This window comes from Rhodoferax sp. (genome assembly GCF_037143375.1).
Taxonomy (GTDB): Bacteria; Pseudomonadota; Gammaproteobacteria; order Burkholderiales; family Burkholderiaceae_C; genus Rhodoferax.
The window spans coordinates 1-19118 of record NZ_JBAWYV010000063.1 but is presented as its reverse complement, the minus strand read 5'-3'; the positions used below and the strand labels follow the sequence as shown (position 1 = coordinate 19118).

The window sequence follows — 19118 nt, the reverse complement described above, 5'->3', positions numbered from 1 at the left end:
TTGTGCTTGAACCGGCAAATACCCAAAGCAGCAACGCGCCCAAGCCCGTGGCAATTCCCAGCCAGTTGGTCCACTCGGTGGCGCTCACCTCGGGGTGGCGCTTGAGCCAGGCTGCGTTCAAAATGGCAAACGCCGTCCAGCACAGCATGGCGGCCGTGGCCAGCGCCACGCCCCACCAAAAATCAACACCAACGACACCGCCCATGACCGGGACCCCCAGTGTTGCTTTCATCATCAGCACCAGACCCGCGCCCGTCAGCACCAAACCGGGCGCCAAGGAAGACCAGGTCAACCCCAGCGGCTTGCCCAGCAGCATGACCCAAATGGGAATGGTGCCAATGATGAGCGTCGGCACTTCAGTACCCGCATGGTGGATGGCCAGCGCCAGCAGCAAGTAGTAGGCCGTCGCGCCCAGCACACTCATTCCCAGCGCGGCCAGGGCCTGCTGGGCAGTGGGCCAGGAATGCGAGCGCCAGGTCAGTCCCATCACCAGCGCGGCCATGGCGCCATAGCTGACAAAGCGACCCGCCGTCAGGTCGACCGATGACAAGCCTTGCGTCATGCGCGGCACCACGAAAACCAGCCCCCACAAGGCGCCTGCAGCCAAGCCTGCCGAAATTCCCTTCAGCATGCGGGCGCCCAAGGAAACGACTTAAACCCCAAAACCATCGTCGGCAGAAATGATGGCGCCGTTGATGAAGTGGCTTTCATCGGAGCACAGCATCATCAGCACCGCATCCAGGTCTTTGGGTTGCCCGACCCGTTTGCGCGGCAGCATATTGACCAGTTTCCGGCCTTGCTCGGTGTCCCAATGAAGGTGGTTAAGTTCGGTGTCGATGTAGCCCGGGCAAATGGCGTTGACATTGATGCCAAACCGGCCCCACTCCAGCGCCATGGCCTTGGTCATTTGCACCACCGCCGCCTTGCTCATGGCGTAGACGCCAATTTGCGGCAGCACACGCAAGCCCGCCATCGAGGCAATGTTGACAATGCGCCCGCCGGTATAACTGCCCGGTGCGGCGCCTTGGGCCCGCGCCAGCATGCGCTTGCCGACCTCTTGCGCCACAAAAAAGGCACCCCGAACATTGGTGTCAAAGGTGAAGTCAAAGTCGTCTTGCGTCACATCCTGAATACGCTGTGTGGTGCTGACGCCCGAGTTGTTGACCAGAATATCGATGGAGCCGACTTCGGTTTCAGCATGGGCGACGGCTGACTTGATCGAACTGAGGTCCGTCACATCCAACTCAATCACATGCGCGTCACCGCCCTCGCCGTCGATCTGAGCCCGCAAGTCCTTGAGTTTTTCAACCCGTCGACTGGCCAGCACCACGGCGGCGCCCGCGCTGGCCAGCGTTCTGGCAAACTGCGCGCCCAGCCCGCTGGAGGCGCCTGTGATGAACGCCACGCGGCCCGAAAGATCAATGCTGTACGCCATTTTCAAATCTCCGTTAATAAAATAGTACGACCGTACTATTGTGACAAATCAAGCCCCGAAAACCTTTTGGCAGTTCACAATCAACCGGCTCAAGTCAATTAAAAACAACAACCTATTATCAAACGAGACACACCATGACAAACCAGGAAATACTGTCGCAGTTCGGCCCCCGCGAAGCCATGGAGTACGACGTGGTCGTGGTCGGAGGCGGCCCCGGTGGCTTGGCCACTGCCATTCGACTGAAGCAACTTTCACTGGAAAAAGGCAAGGAAATCTCGGTTGTGGTGCTGGAAAAAGGCTCGGAACCTGGCGCGCATATTTTGTCAGGCGCCATCATGGACCCGATTGCCATGAATGAACTCTTCCCCAACTGGAAAGCGATGGGCGCGCCCTTGCACCAACCGGTGACCGACGACGCGATGACTTTTTTGAGCGAAAAAACCTGCTTTCGCACCCCCAATATGTTTCTGCCGGGCTGCTTTCAAAACCACGGCAACTACATTGTCAGCCTGGGTGCCGTCACCCGCTGGCTGGCAGAACAGGCCGAAGCCTTGGGCGTCGAAATTTTCCCCGGCTTTGCTGCGGCTGAAGTGCTGTACAACGACGACGGTTCGGTCAAGGGCGTGGCCACCGGCAACATGGGGGTTGGCAAGGACGGCGAGCCCGGCGAGAACTTCCAGATTGGCATGGAGTTGCTGGGCAAGTACACCGTGTTTGCCGAAGGCGCACGCGGCCATTTGGGCAAGCAACTGATCGCCAAATTCAAGCTCGACGAGGGCCGTGACCCGCAAACCTACGCACTTGGTATCAAGGAACTGTGGGAGATTGACCCGTCTCGCCACCAGCCGGGTTTTGTTATGCACACCGCCGGTTGGCCCATGGAAAACGACACCTATGGCGGCTCGTTTCTGTACCACATGGAGGACAACAAAATCACCCTGGGTTTCATCACCGGGCTGGACTATGCCAACCCGTACCTGAGTCCGTTTGAAGAATTCCAGCGCTGGAAAACCCACCCGAACATTCGCTATTACTTTGAAAACGACCAAGGCGAAGTGACCGCCAAACGACTGGGGTACGGCGCCCGCGCCATCACCGCCGGCGGTATTTTGTCCTTGCCAAAAACGGTGTTCCCAGGCGGTGCATTGATTGGCTGCGATGCCGGTTACTTGAACGTGAGCCGCATCAAGGGCAGCCACGCCGCCATCAAGACCGGCATGCTGGCGGCCGAAGCCGCCTTTGACGCCCTCGCCGCTGGCCGCCAGCACGATGAACTGAGCGCCTACCCGGAAGCGTTTGAGGCCAGTTGGCTACATACCGAGTTGAACAAATCACGCAACTTCAAGGCCTGGTTCAAAAAGGGCCTGACTGTGGGCGCGCTGATGAACGGGCTGGAGCAATTTGCATTGAAAGGCAACATGCCCTGGACCATGCACCGGAGCAAAGCTGATCACGCCTACCTGAAACCGGCAGCCGAATGCCAGCCTATTGTTTATCCCAAACCCGATGGCAAGTTGACGTTTGACCGCCTGAGCAGCGTCTTCATCAGCAACACCAACCACGAAGAACAGCAACCCGCGCACTTGACATTGAAAGACGCCTCGGTGCCGGTCAACGTCAACCTGGCCCAATTTGACGGCCCGGAGGCACGCTACTGCCCGGCCGGTGTCTATGAATTCGTCAAGAACCCCGACAACACGGACCGCTTGCAGATCAACGCGCAAAACTGCGTGCACTGCAAGACCTGCGACATCAAGGACCCGACCCAAAACATTGTGTGGGTGACGCCGGAAGGCGGCGGTGGACCCAATTACGCGGGCATGTAAATTTTCAATTCCAGCCACGGGCGAATTCAGGATAGTAGAATCTCGCCGTTCAGGAGAGAGCCGCCCAAGAGGCGGCCGCCGAAGGCGCAGAGCCGCTGATTGCAGCAGTTTGAACGCTCAGGCAAAAGGACTGACAAACGTTTCAAGGTTGAAAAACCGAGCAACGTATCCCCACTGGAGAGAGGCTGCATTGAATGCAGTCCACCGAAGGAGCAACCCGCAGTCTGCATGCCGCCACGGCAAACGCAGACCCGGCGAATCTCTCAGGTAAAGCGGACAGCGGGGGCAAAAAACCATGACCCGGGGTCGTGGCATTTGATTTGCCCCCTGCCCTTGGTCCCTTTTTCTCTCTCCTGGAGTTCACCCCATGGCCACCACGCCCGACAATCTTTTACTGGTTCCGCTGAACGACTTGCATGTGTCACTGGGCGCGCGCATGGTGCCTTTTGCTGGCTACTCGATGCCGGTGCAATACCCGGCTGGACTGATGGCCGAACACATTCACACCCGCACCGCCGCCGGTCTGTTTGACGTCTCACACATGGGCCAGTTGCGCCTGGCCGGGCCAGATGCCGCTGCCGCTTTTGAAAGTCTGATGCCGGTCGATGTGATTGACCTGCCCGTGGGCAAACAGCGCTACGGCCTGCTGCTCAACGACGAAGGCGGCATCATCGACGACCTGATGTTTGTGAACCGCGACTACGCCAACGGCGGCGATATTTTTGTCATCGTCAACGGTGCGTGCAAGGTGAACGACATCGCCCACATCCAGGCCAAAATCGGCAGCCGTTGCCAGGTCATTCCGATGCCCGAGCGTGCACTGTTGGCACTGCAAGGACCGCAAGCCATCACCGCCATGCAACGTCTGTGCCCCGGCATTGAAAAGCTGGTGTTCATGACCGGCGGTCAGTTTGAAGTGGCTTGCGGCGCACAAACCGTTTCGTGTTTCATCACCCGCAGCGGGTACACCGGCGAGGATGGTTTTGAAATTTCAGTGCATGCCGACGACGTCGCCAAACTCGCCAACACCCTTTTGGCACAGCCCGAAGTCAAACCCGTAGGCCTCGGCGCCCGCAACTCGCTGCGCCTGGAAGCCGGACTGTGCCTGTACGGCAACGACATCGACACCACCACCACCCCGGTGGAAGCGGGCTTGAACTGGGCGCTGCAAAAGGTGCGCCGGGCCGATGGCGCCCGCGCAGGCGGCTTCCCGGGTGCTACTAAAATACTAGCGCAACTCGCAGGTAACACGGGGGCTACAACCCGAAAACGTGTTGGATTGATGGCGCTGGAGCGGATTCCCGTGCGCGACCACACGCCCTTGCAAGACCTGAACGGCCAGCCGATTGGCGAAGTGACCAGCGGCTTGCTGGGCCCCACGATCAACCAACCGGTGGCGATGGGCTATGTGCCACCAGAATTTGCAGCGCTGGGCACCAAAATCAACGCGATGGTGCGTGGCAAACCGGTGCCCATGCAAGTGGTGGCCATGCCGTTTGTGCCGACCAACTACTTCCGCGGTTAAATTTTCAAGCGCGACTCTTCCTTTTTATTCACTTCATTTTTATTCAGGACCTCACCATGACGATCAAATACACACCCGACCACGAATGGCTCAAAGTTGACGGCGACCACGCTGTCGTTGGCATCACCCACCACGCACAAGATGCGCTGGGTGACGTTGTGTTTGTCGAACTGCCCGCCGTCGGCACCACCTTTGCTGCCAAAGACATCGCCGGTGTCGTGGAGTCGGTCAAGGCCGCTGCAGACGTCTATATGCCCGTCACCGGCGAGATCACCGAAGTCAACGAAGCCCTGCGTGACGACCCCTCGCTGGCCAACTCCGACCCGATGGGCGCCGGCTGGTTCTTCAAGGTCAAGTTGTCTAACCCGGCCGAGTTGGACGCCCTGATGGACGAGACCAGCTACACCAGTTTCTCCGCCGCCTGATCCAGGAACCTTCTTATGTTGATGCCATCCGCCAAAACCCTCTGCGAGCTGGAAAACGCCAGCGAATTCATCGCCCGTCACATCGGTATTGATGAGCAAGATGAACAACTGATGCTCAAGGTCGTGGGCGCCGACTCGCGCCGCGAGCTGATCGACGGCATCGTGCCGCGCTCGATTGCCCGCAGCACAGCCATGGCGATTCCGGCCGCTATCACTGAAGCGGCTGCGCTGGCAGAGTTGAAAGCGATTGCATCAAAGAACAAGGTGTTCAAGAACTACATCGGCCAGGGTTATTTCGACACCCACACGCCCGGCGTGATTCTGCGCAACATCCTGGAAAACCCGGCCTGGTACACCGCTTACACACCCTACCAGGCCGAGATCAGCCAGGGCCGTATGGAGGCGCTGGTCAACTTCCAGACCATGATCGCCGACCTGACGGGCATGCCGATGGCCAACGCCTCGATGCTCGACGAAGCTACCGCCGCGGCTGAAGCCATGACGCTGGCCCTGCGCGTGGGCAAGTCTAAATCCACCACATTCTTGGTGGACAGCGAAGTGCTGCCGCAAACGCTGGAAGTGATCCGCACCCGCGCCAAACCGTTGGGCATCACCGTCAAGGTTTGCAACGGCGACGAAGCGCTGGCTGAAACCAGCTTTGGCATGCTGCTGCAGTACCCCGGCACAAGCGGCGTGGTGCGCGATGACCGCGAATTTATGGCGGCCTACAAGGACATCGGCGGCGTAGTCATCGTGGCGGCCGACCTGCTGGCCCTCACCTTGCTCACGCCTCCTGGCGAGTTGGGTGCCGACATTGCCGTGGGCACAACCCAGCGCTTTGGCATGCCGCTGTGCAACGGTGGTCCGCACGCCGCTTACATGGCGTGCCGCGACGAGTTCAAACGCTCGATGCCCGGCCGTCTGGTCGGCGTCAGCATCGATGTGCATGGCGCACCCACTTACCGTCTGGCGTTGCAAACCCGCGAGCAGCACATTCGCCGTGAAAAAGCCACTTCCAACATCTGCACCGCGCAGGTGTTGCCAGCGGTAGTGGCGAGCATGTTTGCTGTCTACCACGGCCCGGTTGGCCTGGTTCGCATTGCCCAGCGCGTCGCGGCTTTCACCGCCGTATTGGCGCGTGGTTTGCAGGCCATGGGTTACCCGGCCCTGAACACCACCGCCTTTGACACCCTCACCATCGACACCGTCGGCGCTACTGATTTGATAGCTGCTCGCGCAGTAGCAGCGGGGGCTAACCTCCGATTTTCCTCACAAACGAGTCTGAGTGTCTCGCTGGACGAAACCACTACCCGCGCTGATATCGAGCAGCTTTGGTCCTTCTTTGCCAAAGATGGACAGGCGCTGCCCACCGTGGCCGCGTTCGAGCAAACAGCGGCGACGCTGCTGCCAAGCACCCTGCGCCGCACCAGCGCCTTTTTGACGCACCCAGTGTTTAACACGCACCACTCAGAGACCGGCATGCTGCGCTACATCCGTCGCTTGAGTGACAAGGATCTGGCGCTGGACCGCAGCATGATCCCGCTGGGCAGTTGCACCATGAAGCTCAACGCCACGAGTGAGATGATCCCGATCACCTGGCCCGAGTTTGCGGCGATTCACCCGTTTGCCCCGCACGATCAGTTGCAAGGCTACAAAGAACTGGACGAGCAACTGCGCGCCTGGTTGTGCCAGGCCACCGGTTACGCCGGCATCAGCCTGCAACCCAATGCCGGCTCGCAAGGCGAGTACGCCGGGTTGCTGGTGATCAAGGCGTTCCATGAAGCCCAGGGCCAAGGGCACCGCAACATCTGCCTGATCCCGAGCAGCGCGCACGGCACCAACCCGGCCAGCGCCCACATGGCCGGCATGACGGTGGTGGTGACGGCTTGCGACGCGCAAGGCAATGTCGACATGACTGACTTGAAAGCCAAGTGCGAACAACACAGCGCCCACCTGGCCGCTGTGATGATCACCTACCCCAGCACGCACGGCGTGTTCGAGACCAGCGTGAAAGAACTCTGCGCCCTGGTGCATTCGCACGGTGGCCGCGTCTACGTCGACGGTGCCAACATGAATGCACTGGTCGGCGTTGCGGCTCCGGGCGAGTTTGGCGGCGACGTCAGCCACCTGAACCTGCACAAGACCTTCTGCATCCCGCACGGCGGTGGCGGCCCCGGTGTGGGTCCGGTGTGCGTCGTGGCCGATCTGGTGCCTTACTTGCCAGGTCATGCCACCGGCGGCATCCCGAGCCAGGGTGTGGGTGCCATTTCTGCGGCGCCTTTGGGCAATGCGGCGGTGTTGCCGATCAGCTGGATGTACTGCCGCATGATGGGCCCTGACGGCCTTCAGTCGGCGACCGAGATTGCGATTCTGGCCGCCAACTACATCAGCGCCCGCTTGAAAGACCACTACCCCACGCTGTACGCCAGCGCCAACGGCCATGTGGCGCACGAGTGCATTCTGGACTTGCGGCCTTTGAAGGAAAGCAGTGGCGGCGCCAACGGCATCTCGGCCGAAGACGTGGCCAAGCGCTTGATGGACTATGGCTTTCACGCCCCCACGCTCAGTTTTCCGGTGCCCGGCACGCTGATGGTCGAGCCAACCGAAAGCGAAACACTGGATGAGTTGGACCGTTTCATCAACGCCATGATCGCCATTCGCGGCGAAATTGCGAAGGTGGAAAGCGGTGAATGGCCAAAGGACAACAACCCCCTGAAGCACGCCCCGCACACCGCCGCGTCCTTGATGGGTGCTGACTGGGACCGTCCCTACTCACGCGAAGTTGGCGGCTTTCCGCTGACGACACTCAAGCAGGTGAAATACTGGCCGCCCGTTGGACGCGTGGACAACGTCTATGGCGACCGCAACCTGTTTTGCTCTTGCGTGCCGGTGAGCGACTACGCTTGATCCAGAAGTAAAAACGCCGCGCTATAACTAGCACGGCGCGTAGGCTGCATGGCCTGGAGGTTAATGCAAACGGGCCCTCGTTTGCAGGCTTCTTGACCCGTCATGTTCATCCAGCTTGAACGAGGCAGCCAACTTGGCCAACTCATGGGCCTGCTGCTGCAAAGCACTGGACGCGGCGGAGGTTTCCTCCACCAACGCCGCATTTTGCTGCGTCACACCATCGAGTTGGGTCACGGCCTGGTTGATCTGCGCAATGCCGGCCGATTGCTCACGGCTGGCAGAAGCAATTTCGGCCACGATATCGGCCACGCGCCGGATGCTTGTCACGATTTCCTGCATCGTCGCACCGGCCTGGGCCACCTGATGGGTACCCACGCCGACCTTTTCAACGGAGTCAGAGATCAATATCTTGATCTCGCGTGCCGCTTCGGCACTGCGACCCGCCAGCGAACGCACTTCAGACGCGACCACCGCAAAACCACGTCCTTGCTCCCCGGCACGGGCCGCCTCCACAGCAGCGTTCAGAGCCAAAATATTGGTCTGAAAGGCAATGCCATCAATCACGCTGATGATGTCCACAATTTTGCGCGACGAGGTGTTGATGGCTTCCATGGTCTCCACGACCTGTGTCACCACGGCACCCCCCTGGCTCGCGACTTCAGAGGCTGAGGAGGCGAGTTGGTTGGCCTGGTGGGCATTGTCAGCGTTGTTTTGCACCGTGCTGGCCAATTCTTCAGAAGCTGCGGCCGTCTGTTCCAATGAACTGGCCTGACTCTCCGTGCGATTGGACAGATCCAGCGTGCCAGTAGCGACTTCGCTGGCGGCGCTGGCAATGGCGTCGGAACCATTGCGCACCTGGTGGATGACGCGATGCAAGTTACTGCGCATGGTCTCCATCTGAGTCAGCAGGTGACCGATTTCATCGCCGCCGGCATGGGGTACGGTTTGCGACAAGTCCCCGTCCGCAATCGCCGTGGCAGTTTTATCGGCCAGTTCGAAACCGGCACGTAACCGTGACAGCAGCAAGAGTGTCATGACCACTGCGGGTACACCACCCAACAATATGGCCAATACAAAAACAATCAGCGCATTTTGATAGCGATCATCCGCCGCTTTGTAAGAATCAGCAGCCTTTTTGACTTGGTGGTCCCGATATACGATCAGCGACTTCACGGAAGCTTCGGCCTCTACCCGACCCGCCTGCAGAAAGAATGCCATGGTGGCAGAGCTGAAGTCGCCCGCTTGAATCGCTGTGACCACTTGATCAAGCTTGTCGCGCCAAGGACCACGGGAATTTTTAGCTTGCTCAAAAATCGCTTTTTCATCGGGGCCTGACACAGAAGATTCCATGTCCTTGAAAATTCTGTTTGCTTCAAGCCGGTTTGCGGCAATGGCATCGATGTGTGCGTTGGTAGGGTGGGTGTGGATGGCTGCCAGTGGGCCATCAGGCGCATGCTGGAATGCCAGCAGAATTTGCAGGCGGTTCTGCACAATCTTGTCGATGGACTCGGCTGCCAGCAGCGCGGGTTTCATGGCATCGTCATGCACCGTCTTGAGACTGTCCCGGGCTGACATCAAACCCCAGAGACTCACGCCCATCACGGCGGCGAAGGCAATCGAGTAAATGACGATTACAGCCACAAAGCGCTGCGTGATCTTGATATTTCCCAACATGTAATTCTCCTTCTTATGCAAGGACAATTCTAGGACGCACGTACGTTCTAGTTCAAACTATTAAGAGAAAATTTAAACTAATGTCAGTGCGTGGTGCGCCAAGTGGTCGGCCATGAAGGTGGATATAAAGTAATACCCATGGTCATAACCGGCATGACGACGCAAGGTCAAGGGTTGCCCGGCCTTGTCGCAGGCAGTTTCAAATGCATCGGGATTCAATTGACTGGGCAAAAACTTGTCGGCCAAGCCCTGATCGATCAGGATGCCCGCCGGGTACGACGCTGTATTGCATTCACGCATCAGTGCCGTGGCATCGTGCGCCGCCCAGGTGCTTTCATCTGCCCCCAAATAACCCGCAAAGGCTTTCTGACCCCAAGGGCAAAGCGTCGGGGCGCAAATCGGGGCAAAGGCCGACACCGACTTGAACAAGCCGGGGTGTTTCAGGGCCAAAGTCAAGGCGCCGTGGCCACCCATGGAATGTCCAAAAATACCGAGGCGTTCGGCATCAATCGGCAGCTCGCGCGCGACCAGCGCCAGCAGTTCTGTGGTGAGGTAGCTTTCCATGCGGTAGTGTTTTGACCAGGGCGCTTGAGTCGCATCCAGGTAGAAACCGGCACCCACACCAAAGTCCCAGCTATCGGTCTCTCCCGGCACACCCGCGCCGCGCGGACTGGTGTCGGGCGCAATCAGCGCCAGCCCCAACTCGGCGGCCACACGTTGCGCGCCTGCCTTGGCCATGAAGGTTTCATCATTGCAGGTCAGTCCTGCCAGAAACAGCAAGGCAGGCACTGGTCCATGTGCGGCCTGCGGTGGCAGGTAGACCGAAAACTTCATGGGTAAACCAATCACGCGGGAGGCGTGTTGGTAAAAACGCTGCACGCCGCCAAAGCAGGCGTGCTCGCTCAGAAGTTCAATCGATTCAAGATTCATTATGCTACTCATTTAATAGCTACTCGCGCATATGGTACGGTGGCTAGAGGCCAATTTGTATCAGTTTATGACAGGGCTGGTGCACTTCGTGTCACTGCGGTCTGTCCTACAAGGTTTTAAAAGAGCACGACGCCACGGATGGACTCGCCGCTCTTCATCAAGTCGAAGCCTTTGTTGATATCTTCCAAAGGCATGGTGTGGGTGATGAGGTCGTCGATGTTGATCTTGCCTTCCATGTACCAGTCGACAATTTTTGGCACGTCGGTGCGGCCGCGTGCGCCGCCAAAGGCCGAGCCTTCCCATTTGCGCCCGGTCACCAGCTGGAATGGCCGGGTGCTGATCTCGGCCCCGGCTTCGGCCACGCCGATGATGATGCTGCGGCCCCAGCCCTTGTGCGTGCATTCCAGCGCCTGGCGCATCACCTGGGTGTTGCCGATGCACTCGAAGCTGTAGTCGGCACCGCCGTCAGTCAGTTGAACGATGGCGTCCACCACGTTCTCAACTTCCTTCGGATTGATGAAGTGCGTCATGCCGAATTTGCGCGCCATTTCCTGCCGTGCCGGGTTGATGTCGACGCCGATGATCTTGTCAGCGCCCACCATCTTGGCGCCCTGGATCACATTCAGACCAATACCGCCCAACCCAAATACCACCACATTGGCACCCGCCTCCACCTTGGCGGTGAACAGCACGGCACCAATGCCGGTGGTGACGCCGCAGCCGATGTAGCAGACCTTGTCAAACGGCGCATCCTTGCGGATTTTGGCCAGAGCGATCTCGGGCACCACGGTGTAGTTGCTGAAGGTGCTGGTGCCCATGTAATGAAAGATAGGTTTGCCATCCAGGCTGAAGCGGCTGGTGGCATCGGGCATCAGGCCCTTGCCCTGCGTGCCGCGAATCAGCTGGCACAAATTGGTTTTGCGCGAGAGGCAAAACTTGCAGTGGCGGCACTCAGGGGTGTACAGCGGAATCACATGGTCGCCCTTTTGCAGACCGGCCACACCCGGCCCCACGTCCACCACAATGCCTGCGCCTTCGTGGCCCAGAATCGCCGGAAAAATGCCTTCGGGGTCGGCGCCAGAGAGCGTGTAGTAGTCGGTGTGGCAGATGCCGGTGGCCTTGATCTCGACCAGCACCTCGCCAAAGCGGGGGCCTTCCAGGTCAACGGTTTCAATGGTCAAGGGGGCGCCAGCTTTCCAGGCGACGGCTGCTTTTGTTTTCATGAAGTCTCTCGATCAAAAATAAAAAAGGGTTAATGCGGATGGCGGTGCAGGAATCCGCGCGTGTCAATGTGCAGCCCGGCGCTGACCAGCCAATGGTCCACATCCGCCGGGTCGTTAAAAGTGCGCATCGCCATGTAGGCCACTTCAGCCTCGGGGTAACGGCGACGCAAGAAATTGAGCCATTGTTTGAGTCGCCCGGCCTGCTGGCGGCGCTCCAGCCGGGTGCACACCAACTGCCAGAAATCAACAATGAGCGGCAGCAATGTCTGCCAAGTCACGACAGCGTGTGGCAACCCAGACGCAGCCAAAGGCACCGCCAGCGAAGGCGAAAGTGGCGTGGCGGCCCGAATGGCCAGCGCCAGTCCCGGGTCAGTCACCATGCCGCGGCCCAGCATCAAGCTGTGGCAACCCGAGAGCTCACGGCAGCGCAAGGCGTCTTGCACATTCCAGATTTCGCCATTGGCCACCACCGGGATTTGCACGGCGGCTCGAATGTCGGCAATGCGCTCCCAATAGGCGGGTGGGCGGTAGGCGTCGGCCTTGGTGCGGGCGTGCACCACCAGTTCGGTGGCACCGCCCCCTTCAATTGCCAGTGCACACTCCACCGCGCGAGAGTCGTCGTTAAACCCCAGTCGCATCTTGGCGGACACCGGCAAGTGCGCGGGCACGGCGCGGCGCACCGCCGAGACGATCTTCAAAAGCAATTCCGGGTCGTCCAGCAGGGCTGCTCCGCCGCCGTGGCGGTTGACAACTTTGGCCGGACAGCCAAAGTTCAGGTCCACCCCATCCGGGCCCAATGCGGCCAGACAAGCGGCATTTTCGGCCAGGCAGACCGGGTCCGAGCCCAGCAACTGGGCGCGCACCGGCACGCCGGCAAAGGTTCGTCCGCCATTGAGCAACTCCGGCACCACGCGGTAATAAACCCGATCGGGCAACAAGGTGTTGGTGACACGGATGAATTCTGAGACGCAGCGGTCCACTCCGCCGACCCGGGTCAGGATGTCACGCAGCACAAAGTCCAGCAGGCCCTCCATGGGCGCAAGAAGAATGGTCATGAATTCAGGTTAAAGGGAAAAAAGTAGGAGTCAGACCATTTTGACCTTGGTCAACAAGTCGTTCATACAAGGGCATAAGCTGAAGTTTTATCACACTCAAAAGGAAAAAATATGTCTCACTACCATGCCGTTGTTTGGCTGGATCACTCTGAAGCGCATGTCATGCACATCACAGCCGACGATGTTGAAAAATCCATCATTCACCCCACCAAACCGCACAAACATTTGCACTCAAAAAGTGGCGCCTTGGGGTCGGGCCGCCCCGCCGAAGACAAAAATTATTATCACGCCATCGTCGAAGCCTTGGCAGGCGCCCAAGAGATTCTGGTGGTGGGTCCGGCGCAAGCCAAATTACAACTCATCAAGCATATCCATGCGCACGACCAAGTGATGGCCGACAAGGTGGTGGGGGTAGAAACCATCGACCATCCGAGTGACGGTCAACTGGTGGCATATGCGCGTAAGTACTTTGTGGCCAAGGACCGGATGCTGTCTTAAGGGCTCATGTTTTGCCGGACCAACTCAGCCAGCGTCACACTGGATTGGTCCAGCCTTTTGGCCAGAATGGTGGCAATATTGCGGTAGATGACATGGGCGCTTTCGGGGTTGGCATCAATTAACTCGCGGTAAAAGCGCATGGTCACGGTGTCGCGGCTGGCGCGCACCGTGGCTGAGCGCAGGTGGTTGCCCACCAGCGCCATCTCGCCAAAACAATGGCCAGCACCGAGCCGGGCCAGTTGAACTGACTTGCCATTGCTGAGCTTTTCAATCTGAACCTCACCGCCGATCACGACGAAAAACGAATCGCCAATATCGCGCTCGTTGAACACCACCTCGCCTGCCTTGACTGGGAAATACTCAGCCACCGCGAGCGTGCGCGTCAGGCAATCCGGTGTCATGCCCGTAAAAATAGGAACATTTTTTTTGATTTTTTCAATGATGGCGCCGTCAAGCTTGACCACCGCTGCGGGTGGAATAATTTCTGCCCGAACGTTTTCGGCAAAAATTTGGATGATGGCGGGATCGACTTTCATAGCCGTTCATATTACTCGCCTTGAATTCAGCCGTGTAACATGATCAACCAAACATTCCCCCATAATTTGCGAGCAATTCATGACCATCAACGTGAACATAGATCTTGGCTACGAGTTTGAAGTCAAAGCCAGCGCCTCGGACGTCTTTGAGGTGCTCTCCCATGTGCCCACCTCGGCCAGTTTCTTCCCCAAAGTGGACAAACTGGTGGACCTCGGCGACGGCGTCTACCGCTGGGAAATGGCAAAAATCGGCATCGCGTCGGTCAACCTGCAAACCATTTATGCCTCCAAGTACGTTTCCAACCCAACCAAGGGCACGGTGCAATGGACCCCGGTGAAGGGCGAAGGCAACGCACTGGTGTCAGGCCACTGGAAAATCACCGACAAGAAAAAATCCACGCATGTGGCGTTGCAGATCAATGGCGACCTCACCTTGCCGCTGCCGGGCCTGATGAAAATGGTGGTGGCGCCAGTGGTGGAAGCCGAGTTCGAAAAGATGGTGGAGCAATACATCGACAACCTGACCAAACGCTTTGGCGGCGAAGTCTGATTGCTACTATTTTAGTAGCTACTCACGCAGATGCAACGGGGGCTAGAAGCCCAAATACCTTACATTGACATGGGTGAATCCGGCAGGCGGAGCGTCACTGCATAATCATCGGCGCGATTGGTCTGTGCCAACCCGCCATATTTTTTGGAACCTGCATCATGCATCGTGTCGCCATCAGTAGCACCGGACTTTATATTCCACCGCACATCATCACCAACGCCGAGTTGGTGGCCGCCTTCAACAGCTTCGCCGACTTAGAGAATGCGGCCCATGCCGCAGACATCGCAGCCGGCACGCGCCAACCGATTCCACAATCCAGCGTCGAGTTCATCGAAAAAGCCTCGGGCATCAAGCAACGCTATGTGATGGAAAAAACCGGTGTGCTCGACCCCCGGCGCATGCGCCCTCGCCTGCAGGCCCGACCGGATACGGAAATCTCCTTGATGGCCGAAATTGGCGTGTCGGCGGCCCGCGATGCGCTGGCCCGCGCAGGCAAACACCCCGAGGACATTGACGGCGTCATTTGCGCGGCGGCCAATATGCAGCGCGCTTACCCGGCCATGGCGGTGGAGATTCAGACCGCCCTGGGCATCAAGGGCTTTGGCTTTGACATGAATGTGGCGTGCTCCTCGGCCACTTTCGCCATCGAGATGGCGGTCAACGCCGTCAAGTGCGGCTCGGCTCGCGCTATTCTGGTGGTGAACCCCGAAATCACCTCGCCGCATCTGGCCTGGAAAGACCGGGACTGCCACTTCATCTTTGGCGATGTGTGCACCGCAATCCTGATTGAGCGGCTGGACCTGGCCCCCGCCGGGGCCTTTGAGATTCTGGGCACCCGCTTGCTCACCACGTTCTCGAACAACATTCGCAACAACGCAGGCTTCATGTCGCGCAGTGAAGACCGCAACCCCGAAGACCGGGACCAGCTTTTCTACCAGGAAGGCCGCAAGGTGTTCAAAGAGGTTTGCCCCATGGCCGCTGAGCACATCACACAGCACCTGGCAGCGCATGAACTGGTGCCGACCGGGGTTCGCCGCTTCTGGCTGCACCAAGCCAACCTGGCCATGAACCAGCTGATTGGCCGAAAACTGCTGGGGCGCGATGCCACTGCAGACGATGCGCCAGTGATTTTGAATGAATTCGCCAACACAGCCTCAGCCGGTTCGATCATCGCCTTTCACCGCCACCACGATGACCTGCAAGCTGGCGACATGGGGGTGATCTGCTCGTTTGGCGCAGGTTATTCGATTGGCAGTGTGGTGGTGCGGCGCACCTGAGGCGTTAAAGCGGAATCAGAGGTCGCGCTTCATGCGGATTTCTTCAACCTTGACATTGCCCATCGGCACGGTTTTGATCGTGGTCATTTCGCGCTTGAAGCCGGCCAAGTCATGAAATCGCAGGGCTCGCTCGTTGCCCAGTGGCACCCAGATCGAGACCTTGGTACAACCTTCTTCCAGCAAACCGTCACGGGCGGCGTCCCACAGCGCCAGACCCACGCCTTGGTCCCAGTTGGTGGGGGCGGCATAAATGGCCCAGATTTCACCCATGGTGTTGGGTGTTTTCGGGTCACGTGAACGATCGAACCCGACAAAACCAACGATCTGGCCTTCATCGACGGCCACATACACCTGCGGCTCGTTGAATTCAATTGCATCGCGCCAGTACGCCTGGTCTTTGTCGACCGAGACCGTGGGCGCCTTTTCACCGGGAAACAGCGCCTTGAATGCGGCCTGGTTGGAACTGGCATGAATTTCAGCAATGGCCTTGGCATCGCGCAAGGTGGCGGGGCGAACTTCGAAGTTGGACGTATCGGACATGAAAAACGCTGGTGTTGACCCAGCTAATATTAAAAATTGGAGTTGGATTGTCGCCGCATTCGCCCGCCCATTTTCTAGTTACCCGATTACCCCTCCCTGCGACCCATGCAGGAAACAGGAGGCGCCACCGTGTTGCGCCCTAGAAAAGATACTGCTAAACGAAGCTTTTGATAACTCGCAAGTGCATCGCCCTTTAAAAAGCTGACGATTGATGCTGCCTTTAGCCCGATTTTTGGTCAACCACATGCTTATGAAACACGACGTCACGCACTACGACACGCTAGAAGTGAGCCCTCAGGCATGCGCTTCTGTGATCAAGGCGGCCTACCGCTGTCTGGTTCAAATTAACCATCCGGACCGGAACCATGGCAGCACACAAACCAGTGAACGGTTGGCCCAAATTAATTTCGCTTATTCAGTGTTGTCGGACCCCTACAAACGTGCGCACTATGACCGGAGCCAAGCGTTTTGCTCCCCGGTACGGGAGCGTCGGGGTCGCGCCGTGCCGACTGCAGCCAGAACGCCGACATCAGCCCCCGCACAGCCGGGGTCGCGCGCTTTCGTGTTTAGGCCGTTGGTCTGACCGTTGATTTTTTCCGCGTATCAAACCAAACTTACGCACTGAAGTTTTGGTTAACTGGATTGTTTGCGCATGAAACCTGCGCTAGTTGCGTGCCATTCTGAAATTACGAATGATTCGTGCGCGCAGAAAACCGCATAATTTCGCCACAACATTGACCCGGAGACACCTCGCATGAACCTCACCGAATCCCTGCTGCTGGCGCTCAAGGCGCACGGCGCGCGCCAGATTTTTGGCATTCCCGGCGACTTTGCACTGCCCTACTTTCGCATCATCGAAGAATCGCAGATTCTGCCGCTTTACACCCTGTCGCACGAACCGGCGGTGGGCTTTGCAGCTGATGCCTCGGCGCGCATCAATGGCGGCCTCGGAGTGGCGGCCGTCACCTATGGCGCGGGTGCCTTGAACATGATCAACTCGGTCGCGGCGGCGTTTGCGGAGAAGTCGCCGCTGGTGGTGCTGTCGGGTGGACCCGGCAAGGGCGAATCACGCTCTGGCTTGTTGCTGCACCATCAGGCCAAAACGCTCGATTCACAATTTCAGATCTTCAAGGAAATCACCTGCGACCAGGTGCGTCTGGACGACGCCGAGCGGGCACCGGCCGACATTGCCCGCGTGCTCGCCAGTTGCCTGCGCAAGTCGGAACCGGTCTACATCGAGATTCCACGCGACATGGTGGCCATGCCCTGTGCGCCCGTCATTCCCGAAGTGGCCATGTTGGTGGACCCCGATGCGCTCAATGCCTGCGTGGACGAGATTCTGGAACGATTGGCCCAAGCCAAGTCACCGGTCTTGATGGCGGGAGTCGAGGTGCGCCGCTATGGCCTTGAAGACAAGGTGGCGCTGCTGTCACGCCGACTGGGCATACCGGTGGTGACCAGCTTCATGGGCCGGGGCTTGTTGGCCGACCAGGATGCGCCGCTGGTGGGCACTTACATGGGGGTGGCCGGTTTCCCGGAGGTGACGCAGCTGGTGGAAAGCTCGGACGGACTGTTCCTTCTGGGCGAGATTATTTGCGACACCAATTTTGCGGTATCAGAGACCAAGATCGACATGCGCAAAACGATTCAGGCGCTTGATGGCCGTGTCACGATTGGCTACCACACCTACTCACAATTGCCGCTGGCTTCGGTGGTGGAGCGCATGCTGACTTGCCTGGGGGCAGAAGAAAAAGTTATCCGTGTGAAGCCACAAACTTTCAATTACGGCATGGAGGCCGACTCGGCCGCCATCGCCCCGACCGACATCGCCACGGCGGTGAACGACCTGATGGCCGCCCACGGCAAGATGCCGATTGCCTCCGACATGGGCGACTGCCTGTTTACCGCGATGGAGATCGAGCACACCGCGCTGGTGGCGCCGGGCTATTACGCCACCATGGGTTTTGGCGTCCCGGCGGGACTGGGCTTGCAAGCTGCAACCGGTCAACGGCCGCTGATTCTGGTGGGCGATGGCGCGTTCCAGATGACCGGTTGGGAACTGGGCAATTGCAAGCGCTACGGCTGGGACCCGATCGTGCTGGTCTTCAACAACGCCAGTTGGGAGATGCTGCGCACCTTCCAGCCCGAGTCCAAATTCAACGACCTGGGGCATTGGGGTTTCGCAGAAATGGCCTCAGGCTTGGGGGGCGATGGCGTGCGCGTAGGAACTCGGGCAGAACTGAAGGCAGCACTTGAAAAAGCGGTTGTCACGCGCGGCCGGTTTCAATTGATCGAGGTAACGATTCCCAAAGGCGTGCTGTCCTCGACGCTGGAGCGGTTTGTGGCAGGCGTCAAGCGGTTGAACGCTGTCAAATAACCCGGCGCAGCGCTTATTCATCAACCACAACATCGATGGTGTGGCTGAACAAACTGATGGCCGTCTTGGCAACCTGCTGGGTGTCGTAATAGGCGTAAGCGCCGACCCCCATGGCACCAACCACCGGGGCATAACGTGCAACGGCTTTGCCCAGCGTGCGTTGCCCCACCTTGACGCCAATCAGGGCCACCAGACTTTGCATCATGCGCAAACTCACCGGACGGACCAGATAGCGTTCGCCGGACCGGACCACGATGTCTCGAAACAACTGAGAAGCCGTGTGCTTGAACAGGCAGTAAACCATCTGCTCCTGGGTCACGCTGGCGCTCTTGCCATAAGC

General features: G+C 58.7%; 17 protein-coding genes, 1 pseudogene and 2 riboswitches. Of the genes and pseudogenes, 9 read left to right on the top strand and 9 right to left on the bottom strand.

Translation table 11 applies throughout. The features are described from left to right. A partial coding sequence (locus WCG50_RS11020) for a DMT family transporter (protein ID WP_336899649.1) occupies nucleotides 1-631 on the bottom strand: 631 nt, incomplete at its 3' end. A gap of 21 nt (nucleotides 632-652) precedes the next feature. Beyond that, nucleotides 653-1435, bottom strand: coding sequence for an SDR family oxidoreductase (locus WCG50_RS11015; protein WP_336899648.1), 783 nt, complete (start codon nucleotides 1433-1435; stop codon nucleotides 653-655). Between the two features lie 134 nt (nucleotides 1436-1569). Here WCG50_RS11015 and WCG50_RS11010 point away from each other — a divergent pair, with 134 nt between their 5' ends. The 4 genes from WCG50_RS11010 to gcvP all read left to right on the top strand — a co-directional run bounded on the left by WCG50_RS11010 (nucleotide 1570) and on the right by gcvP (nucleotide 8118). Further along, nucleotides 1570-3261 (top strand): electron transfer flavoprotein-ubiquinone oxidoreductase, encoded by a 1692-nt coding sequence (locus tag WCG50_RS11010; protein ID WP_336899647.1) that lies wholly within the window; start codon nucleotides 1570-1572, stop codon nucleotides 3259-3261. Between the two features lie 40 nt (nucleotides 3262-3301). Continuing rightward, nucleotides 3302-3404, top strand: a riboswitch (glycine riboswitch). Between the two features lie 21 nt (nucleotides 3405-3425). After that, nucleotides 3426-3551: riboswitch (glycine riboswitch) on the top strand. A 77-nt stretch (nucleotides 3552-3628) separates the two neighbouring features. Beyond that, complete coding sequence (gene gcvT, locus WCG50_RS11005) at nucleotides 3629-4786, top strand: glycine cleavage system aminomethyltransferase GcvT (RefSeq protein ID WP_336899646.1); 1158 nt, start codon at nucleotides 3629-3631, stop codon at nucleotides 4784-4786. 56 nt (nucleotides 4787-4842) lie between these two features. Beyond that, nucleotides 4843-5211 (top strand): glycine cleavage system protein GcvH, encoded by a 369-nt coding sequence (gene gcvH / locus WCG50_RS11000; RefSeq protein ID WP_336899645.1) that lies wholly within the window; start codon nucleotides 4843-4845, stop codon nucleotides 5209-5211. Between the two features lie 15 nt (nucleotides 5212-5226). After that, nucleotides 5227-8118 carry an aminomethyl-transferring glycine dehydrogenase gene (gene gcvP / locus WCG50_RS10995; protein WP_336899644.1) on the top strand — a complete coding sequence of 964 codons (2892 nt, stop codon included), beginning with the start codon at nucleotides 5227-5229 and terminating at the stop codon, nucleotides 8116-8118. A gap of 60 nt (nucleotides 8119-8178) precedes the next feature. Here the strand turns inward: gcvP and WCG50_RS10990 are convergent, their stop codons facing one another. From WCG50_RS10990 to WCG50_RS10975, 4 genes are all read right to left on the bottom strand, one after another. After that, nucleotides 8179-9792, bottom strand: a complete 1614-nt coding sequence (locus WCG50_RS10990) for a methyl-accepting chemotaxis protein (RefSeq protein ID WP_336899643.1) — start codon at nucleotides 9790-9792, stop codon at nucleotides 8179-8181. A gap of 72 nt (nucleotides 9793-9864) precedes the next feature. Beyond that, entirely contained in the window at nucleotides 9865-10722 is an 858-nt protein-coding gene (gene fghA, locus WCG50_RS10985) for an S-formylglutathione hydrolase (RefSeq protein WP_336899642.1), read from the bottom strand. Between the two features lie 116 nt (nucleotides 10723-10838). Beyond that, the gene (locus WCG50_RS10980) at nucleotides 10839-11945 is read right to left on the bottom strand and encodes an S-(hydroxymethyl)glutathione dehydrogenase/class III alcohol dehydrogenase (protein ID WP_336899641.1); all 1107 of its coding nucleotides are present in this window, start codon (nucleotides 11943-11945) and stop codon (nucleotides 10839-10841) included. Between the two features lie 29 nt (nucleotides 11946-11974). Then, nucleotides 11975-13000, bottom strand: coding sequence for a tRNA-dihydrouridine synthase (locus WCG50_RS10975; protein ID WP_336899640.1), 1026 nt, complete (start codon nucleotides 12998-13000; stop codon nucleotides 11975-11977). Between the two features lie 111 nt (nucleotides 13001-13111). Between WCG50_RS10975 and WCG50_RS10970 the strand changes: the two genes are divergently transcribed. Continuing rightward, nucleotides 13112-13498 (top strand): translational machinery protein, encoded by a 387-nt coding sequence (locus WCG50_RS10970; RefSeq protein WP_336899639.1) that lies wholly within the window; start codon nucleotides 13112-13114, stop codon nucleotides 13496-13498. Here the strand turns inward: WCG50_RS10970 and WCG50_RS10965 are convergent. Next, nucleotides 13495-14034, bottom strand: coding sequence for a cyclic nucleotide-binding domain-containing protein (locus WCG50_RS10965; RefSeq protein WP_336899638.1), 540 nt, complete (start codon nucleotides 14032-14034; stop codon nucleotides 13495-13497). The two genes, WCG50_RS10970 and WCG50_RS10965, sit on opposite strands and share 4 nt — an antisense overlap. Nucleotides 14035-14113: 79 nt before the next feature. Between WCG50_RS10965 and WCG50_RS10960 the strand changes: the two genes are divergently transcribed. Both WCG50_RS10960 and WCG50_RS10955 read left to right on the top strand, forming a co-directional pair. After that, nucleotides 14114-14584 carry an SRPBCC family protein gene (locus WCG50_RS10960; RefSeq protein WP_336899637.1) on the top strand — a complete coding sequence of 157 codons (471 nt, stop codon included), beginning with the start codon at nucleotides 14114-14116 and terminating at the stop codon, nucleotides 14582-14584. A 158-nt stretch (nucleotides 14585-14742) separates the two neighbouring features. Next, nucleotides 14743-15861, top strand: a complete 1119-nt coding sequence (locus WCG50_RS10955) for a beta-ketoacyl-ACP synthase III (RefSeq protein ID WP_336899636.1) — start codon at nucleotides 14743-14745, stop codon at nucleotides 15859-15861. Nucleotides 15862-15876: 15 nt separating this feature from the next. Here the strand turns inward: WCG50_RS10955 and WCG50_RS10950 are convergent, their stop codons facing one another. After that, nucleotides 15877-16401, bottom strand: a complete 525-nt coding sequence (locus WCG50_RS10950; protein ID WP_336899635.1) for a GNAT family N-acetyltransferase — start codon at nucleotides 16399-16401, stop codon at nucleotides 15877-15879. A 244-nt stretch (nucleotides 16402-16645) separates the two neighbouring features. On the opposite strand from WCG50_RS10950, the gene WCG50_RS10945 reads away from it, so the two are divergent. Both WCG50_RS10945 and ipdC read left to right on the top strand, forming a co-directional pair. Beyond that, entirely contained in the window at nucleotides 16646-16984 is a 339-nt protein-coding gene (locus WCG50_RS10945) for a J domain-containing protein (RefSeq protein WP_336899634.1), read from the top strand. A 171-nt stretch (nucleotides 16985-17155) separates the two neighbouring features. Next, nucleotides 17156-18778: an indolepyruvate/phenylpyruvate decarboxylase gene (gene ipdC / locus WCG50_RS10940; RefSeq protein ID WP_336899633.1), complete on the top strand. Its 1623-nt coding sequence runs from the start codon at nucleotides 17156-17158 to the stop codon at nucleotides 18776-18778. A 13-nt stretch (nucleotides 18779-18791) separates the two neighbouring features. Here ipdC and WCG50_RS10935 read toward each other — a convergent pair. Then, nucleotides 18792-19118, bottom strand: a pseudogene (locus WCG50_RS10935) (hypothetical protein); the annotation flags it as partial.

Excerpts from the sequence above, each read along its gene's own strand:
- WCG50_RS11015 (WP_336899648.1), bottom strand. The coding sequence starts at position 1,435 with ATGGCGTACAGCATTGATCTTTCGGGCCGCGTGGCGTTCATCACAGGC.
- WCG50_RS11010 (WP_336899647.1), top strand. The coding sequence starts at position 1,570 with ATGACAAACCAGGAAATACTGTCGCAGTTCGGCCCCCGCGAAGCCATG.
- gcvT (WP_336899646.1), top strand. The coding sequence starts at position 3,629 with ATGGCCACCACGCCCGACAATCTTTTACTGGTTCCGCTGAACGACTTG.
- gcvH (WP_336899645.1), top strand. The coding sequence starts at position 4,843 with ATGACGATCAAATACACACCCGACCACGAATGGCTCAAAGTTGACGGC.
- gcvP (WP_336899644.1), top strand. The coding sequence starts at position 5,227 with ATGTTGATGCCATCCGCCAAAACCCTCTGCGAGCTGGAAAACGCCAGC.
- WCG50_RS10990 (WP_336899643.1), bottom strand. The coding sequence starts at position 9,792 with ATGTTGGGAAATATCAAGATCACGCAGCGCTTTGTGGCTGTAATCGTC.
- fghA (WP_336899642.1), bottom strand. The coding sequence starts at position 10,722 with ATGAATCTTGAATCGATTGAACTTCTGAGCGAGCACGCCTGCTTTGGC.
- WCG50_RS10980 (WP_336899641.1), bottom strand. The coding sequence starts at position 11,945 with ATGAAAACAAAAGCAGCCGTCGCCTGGAAAGCTGGCGCCCCCTTGACC.
- WCG50_RS10975 (WP_336899640.1), bottom strand. The coding sequence starts at position 13,000 with ATGACCATTCTTCTTGCGCCCATGGAGGGCCTGCTGGACTTTGTGCTG.
- WCG50_RS10970 (WP_336899639.1), top strand. The coding sequence starts at position 13,112 with ATGTCTCACTACCATGCCGTTGTTTGGCTGGATCACTCTGAAGCGCAT.
- WCG50_RS10965 (WP_336899638.1), bottom strand. The coding sequence starts at position 14,034 with ATGAAAGTCGATCCCGCCATCATCCAAATTTTTGCCGAAAACGTTCGG.
- WCG50_RS10960 (WP_336899637.1), top strand. The coding sequence starts at position 14,114 with ATGACCATCAACGTGAACATAGATCTTGGCTACGAGTTTGAAGTCAAA.
- WCG50_RS10955 (WP_336899636.1), top strand. The coding sequence starts at position 14,743 with ATGCATCGTGTCGCCATCAGTAGCACCGGACTTTATATTCCACCGCAC.
- WCG50_RS10950 (WP_336899635.1), bottom strand. The coding sequence starts at position 16,401 with ATGTCCGATACGTCCAACTTCGAAGTTCGCCCCGCCACCTTGCGCGAT.
- WCG50_RS10945 (WP_336899634.1), top strand. The coding sequence starts at position 16,646 with ATGCTTATGAAACACGACGTCACGCACTACGACACGCTAGAAGTGAGC.
- ipdC (WP_336899633.1), top strand. The coding sequence starts at position 17,156 with ATGAACCTCACCGAATCCCTGCTGCTGGCGCTCAAGGCGCACGGCGCG.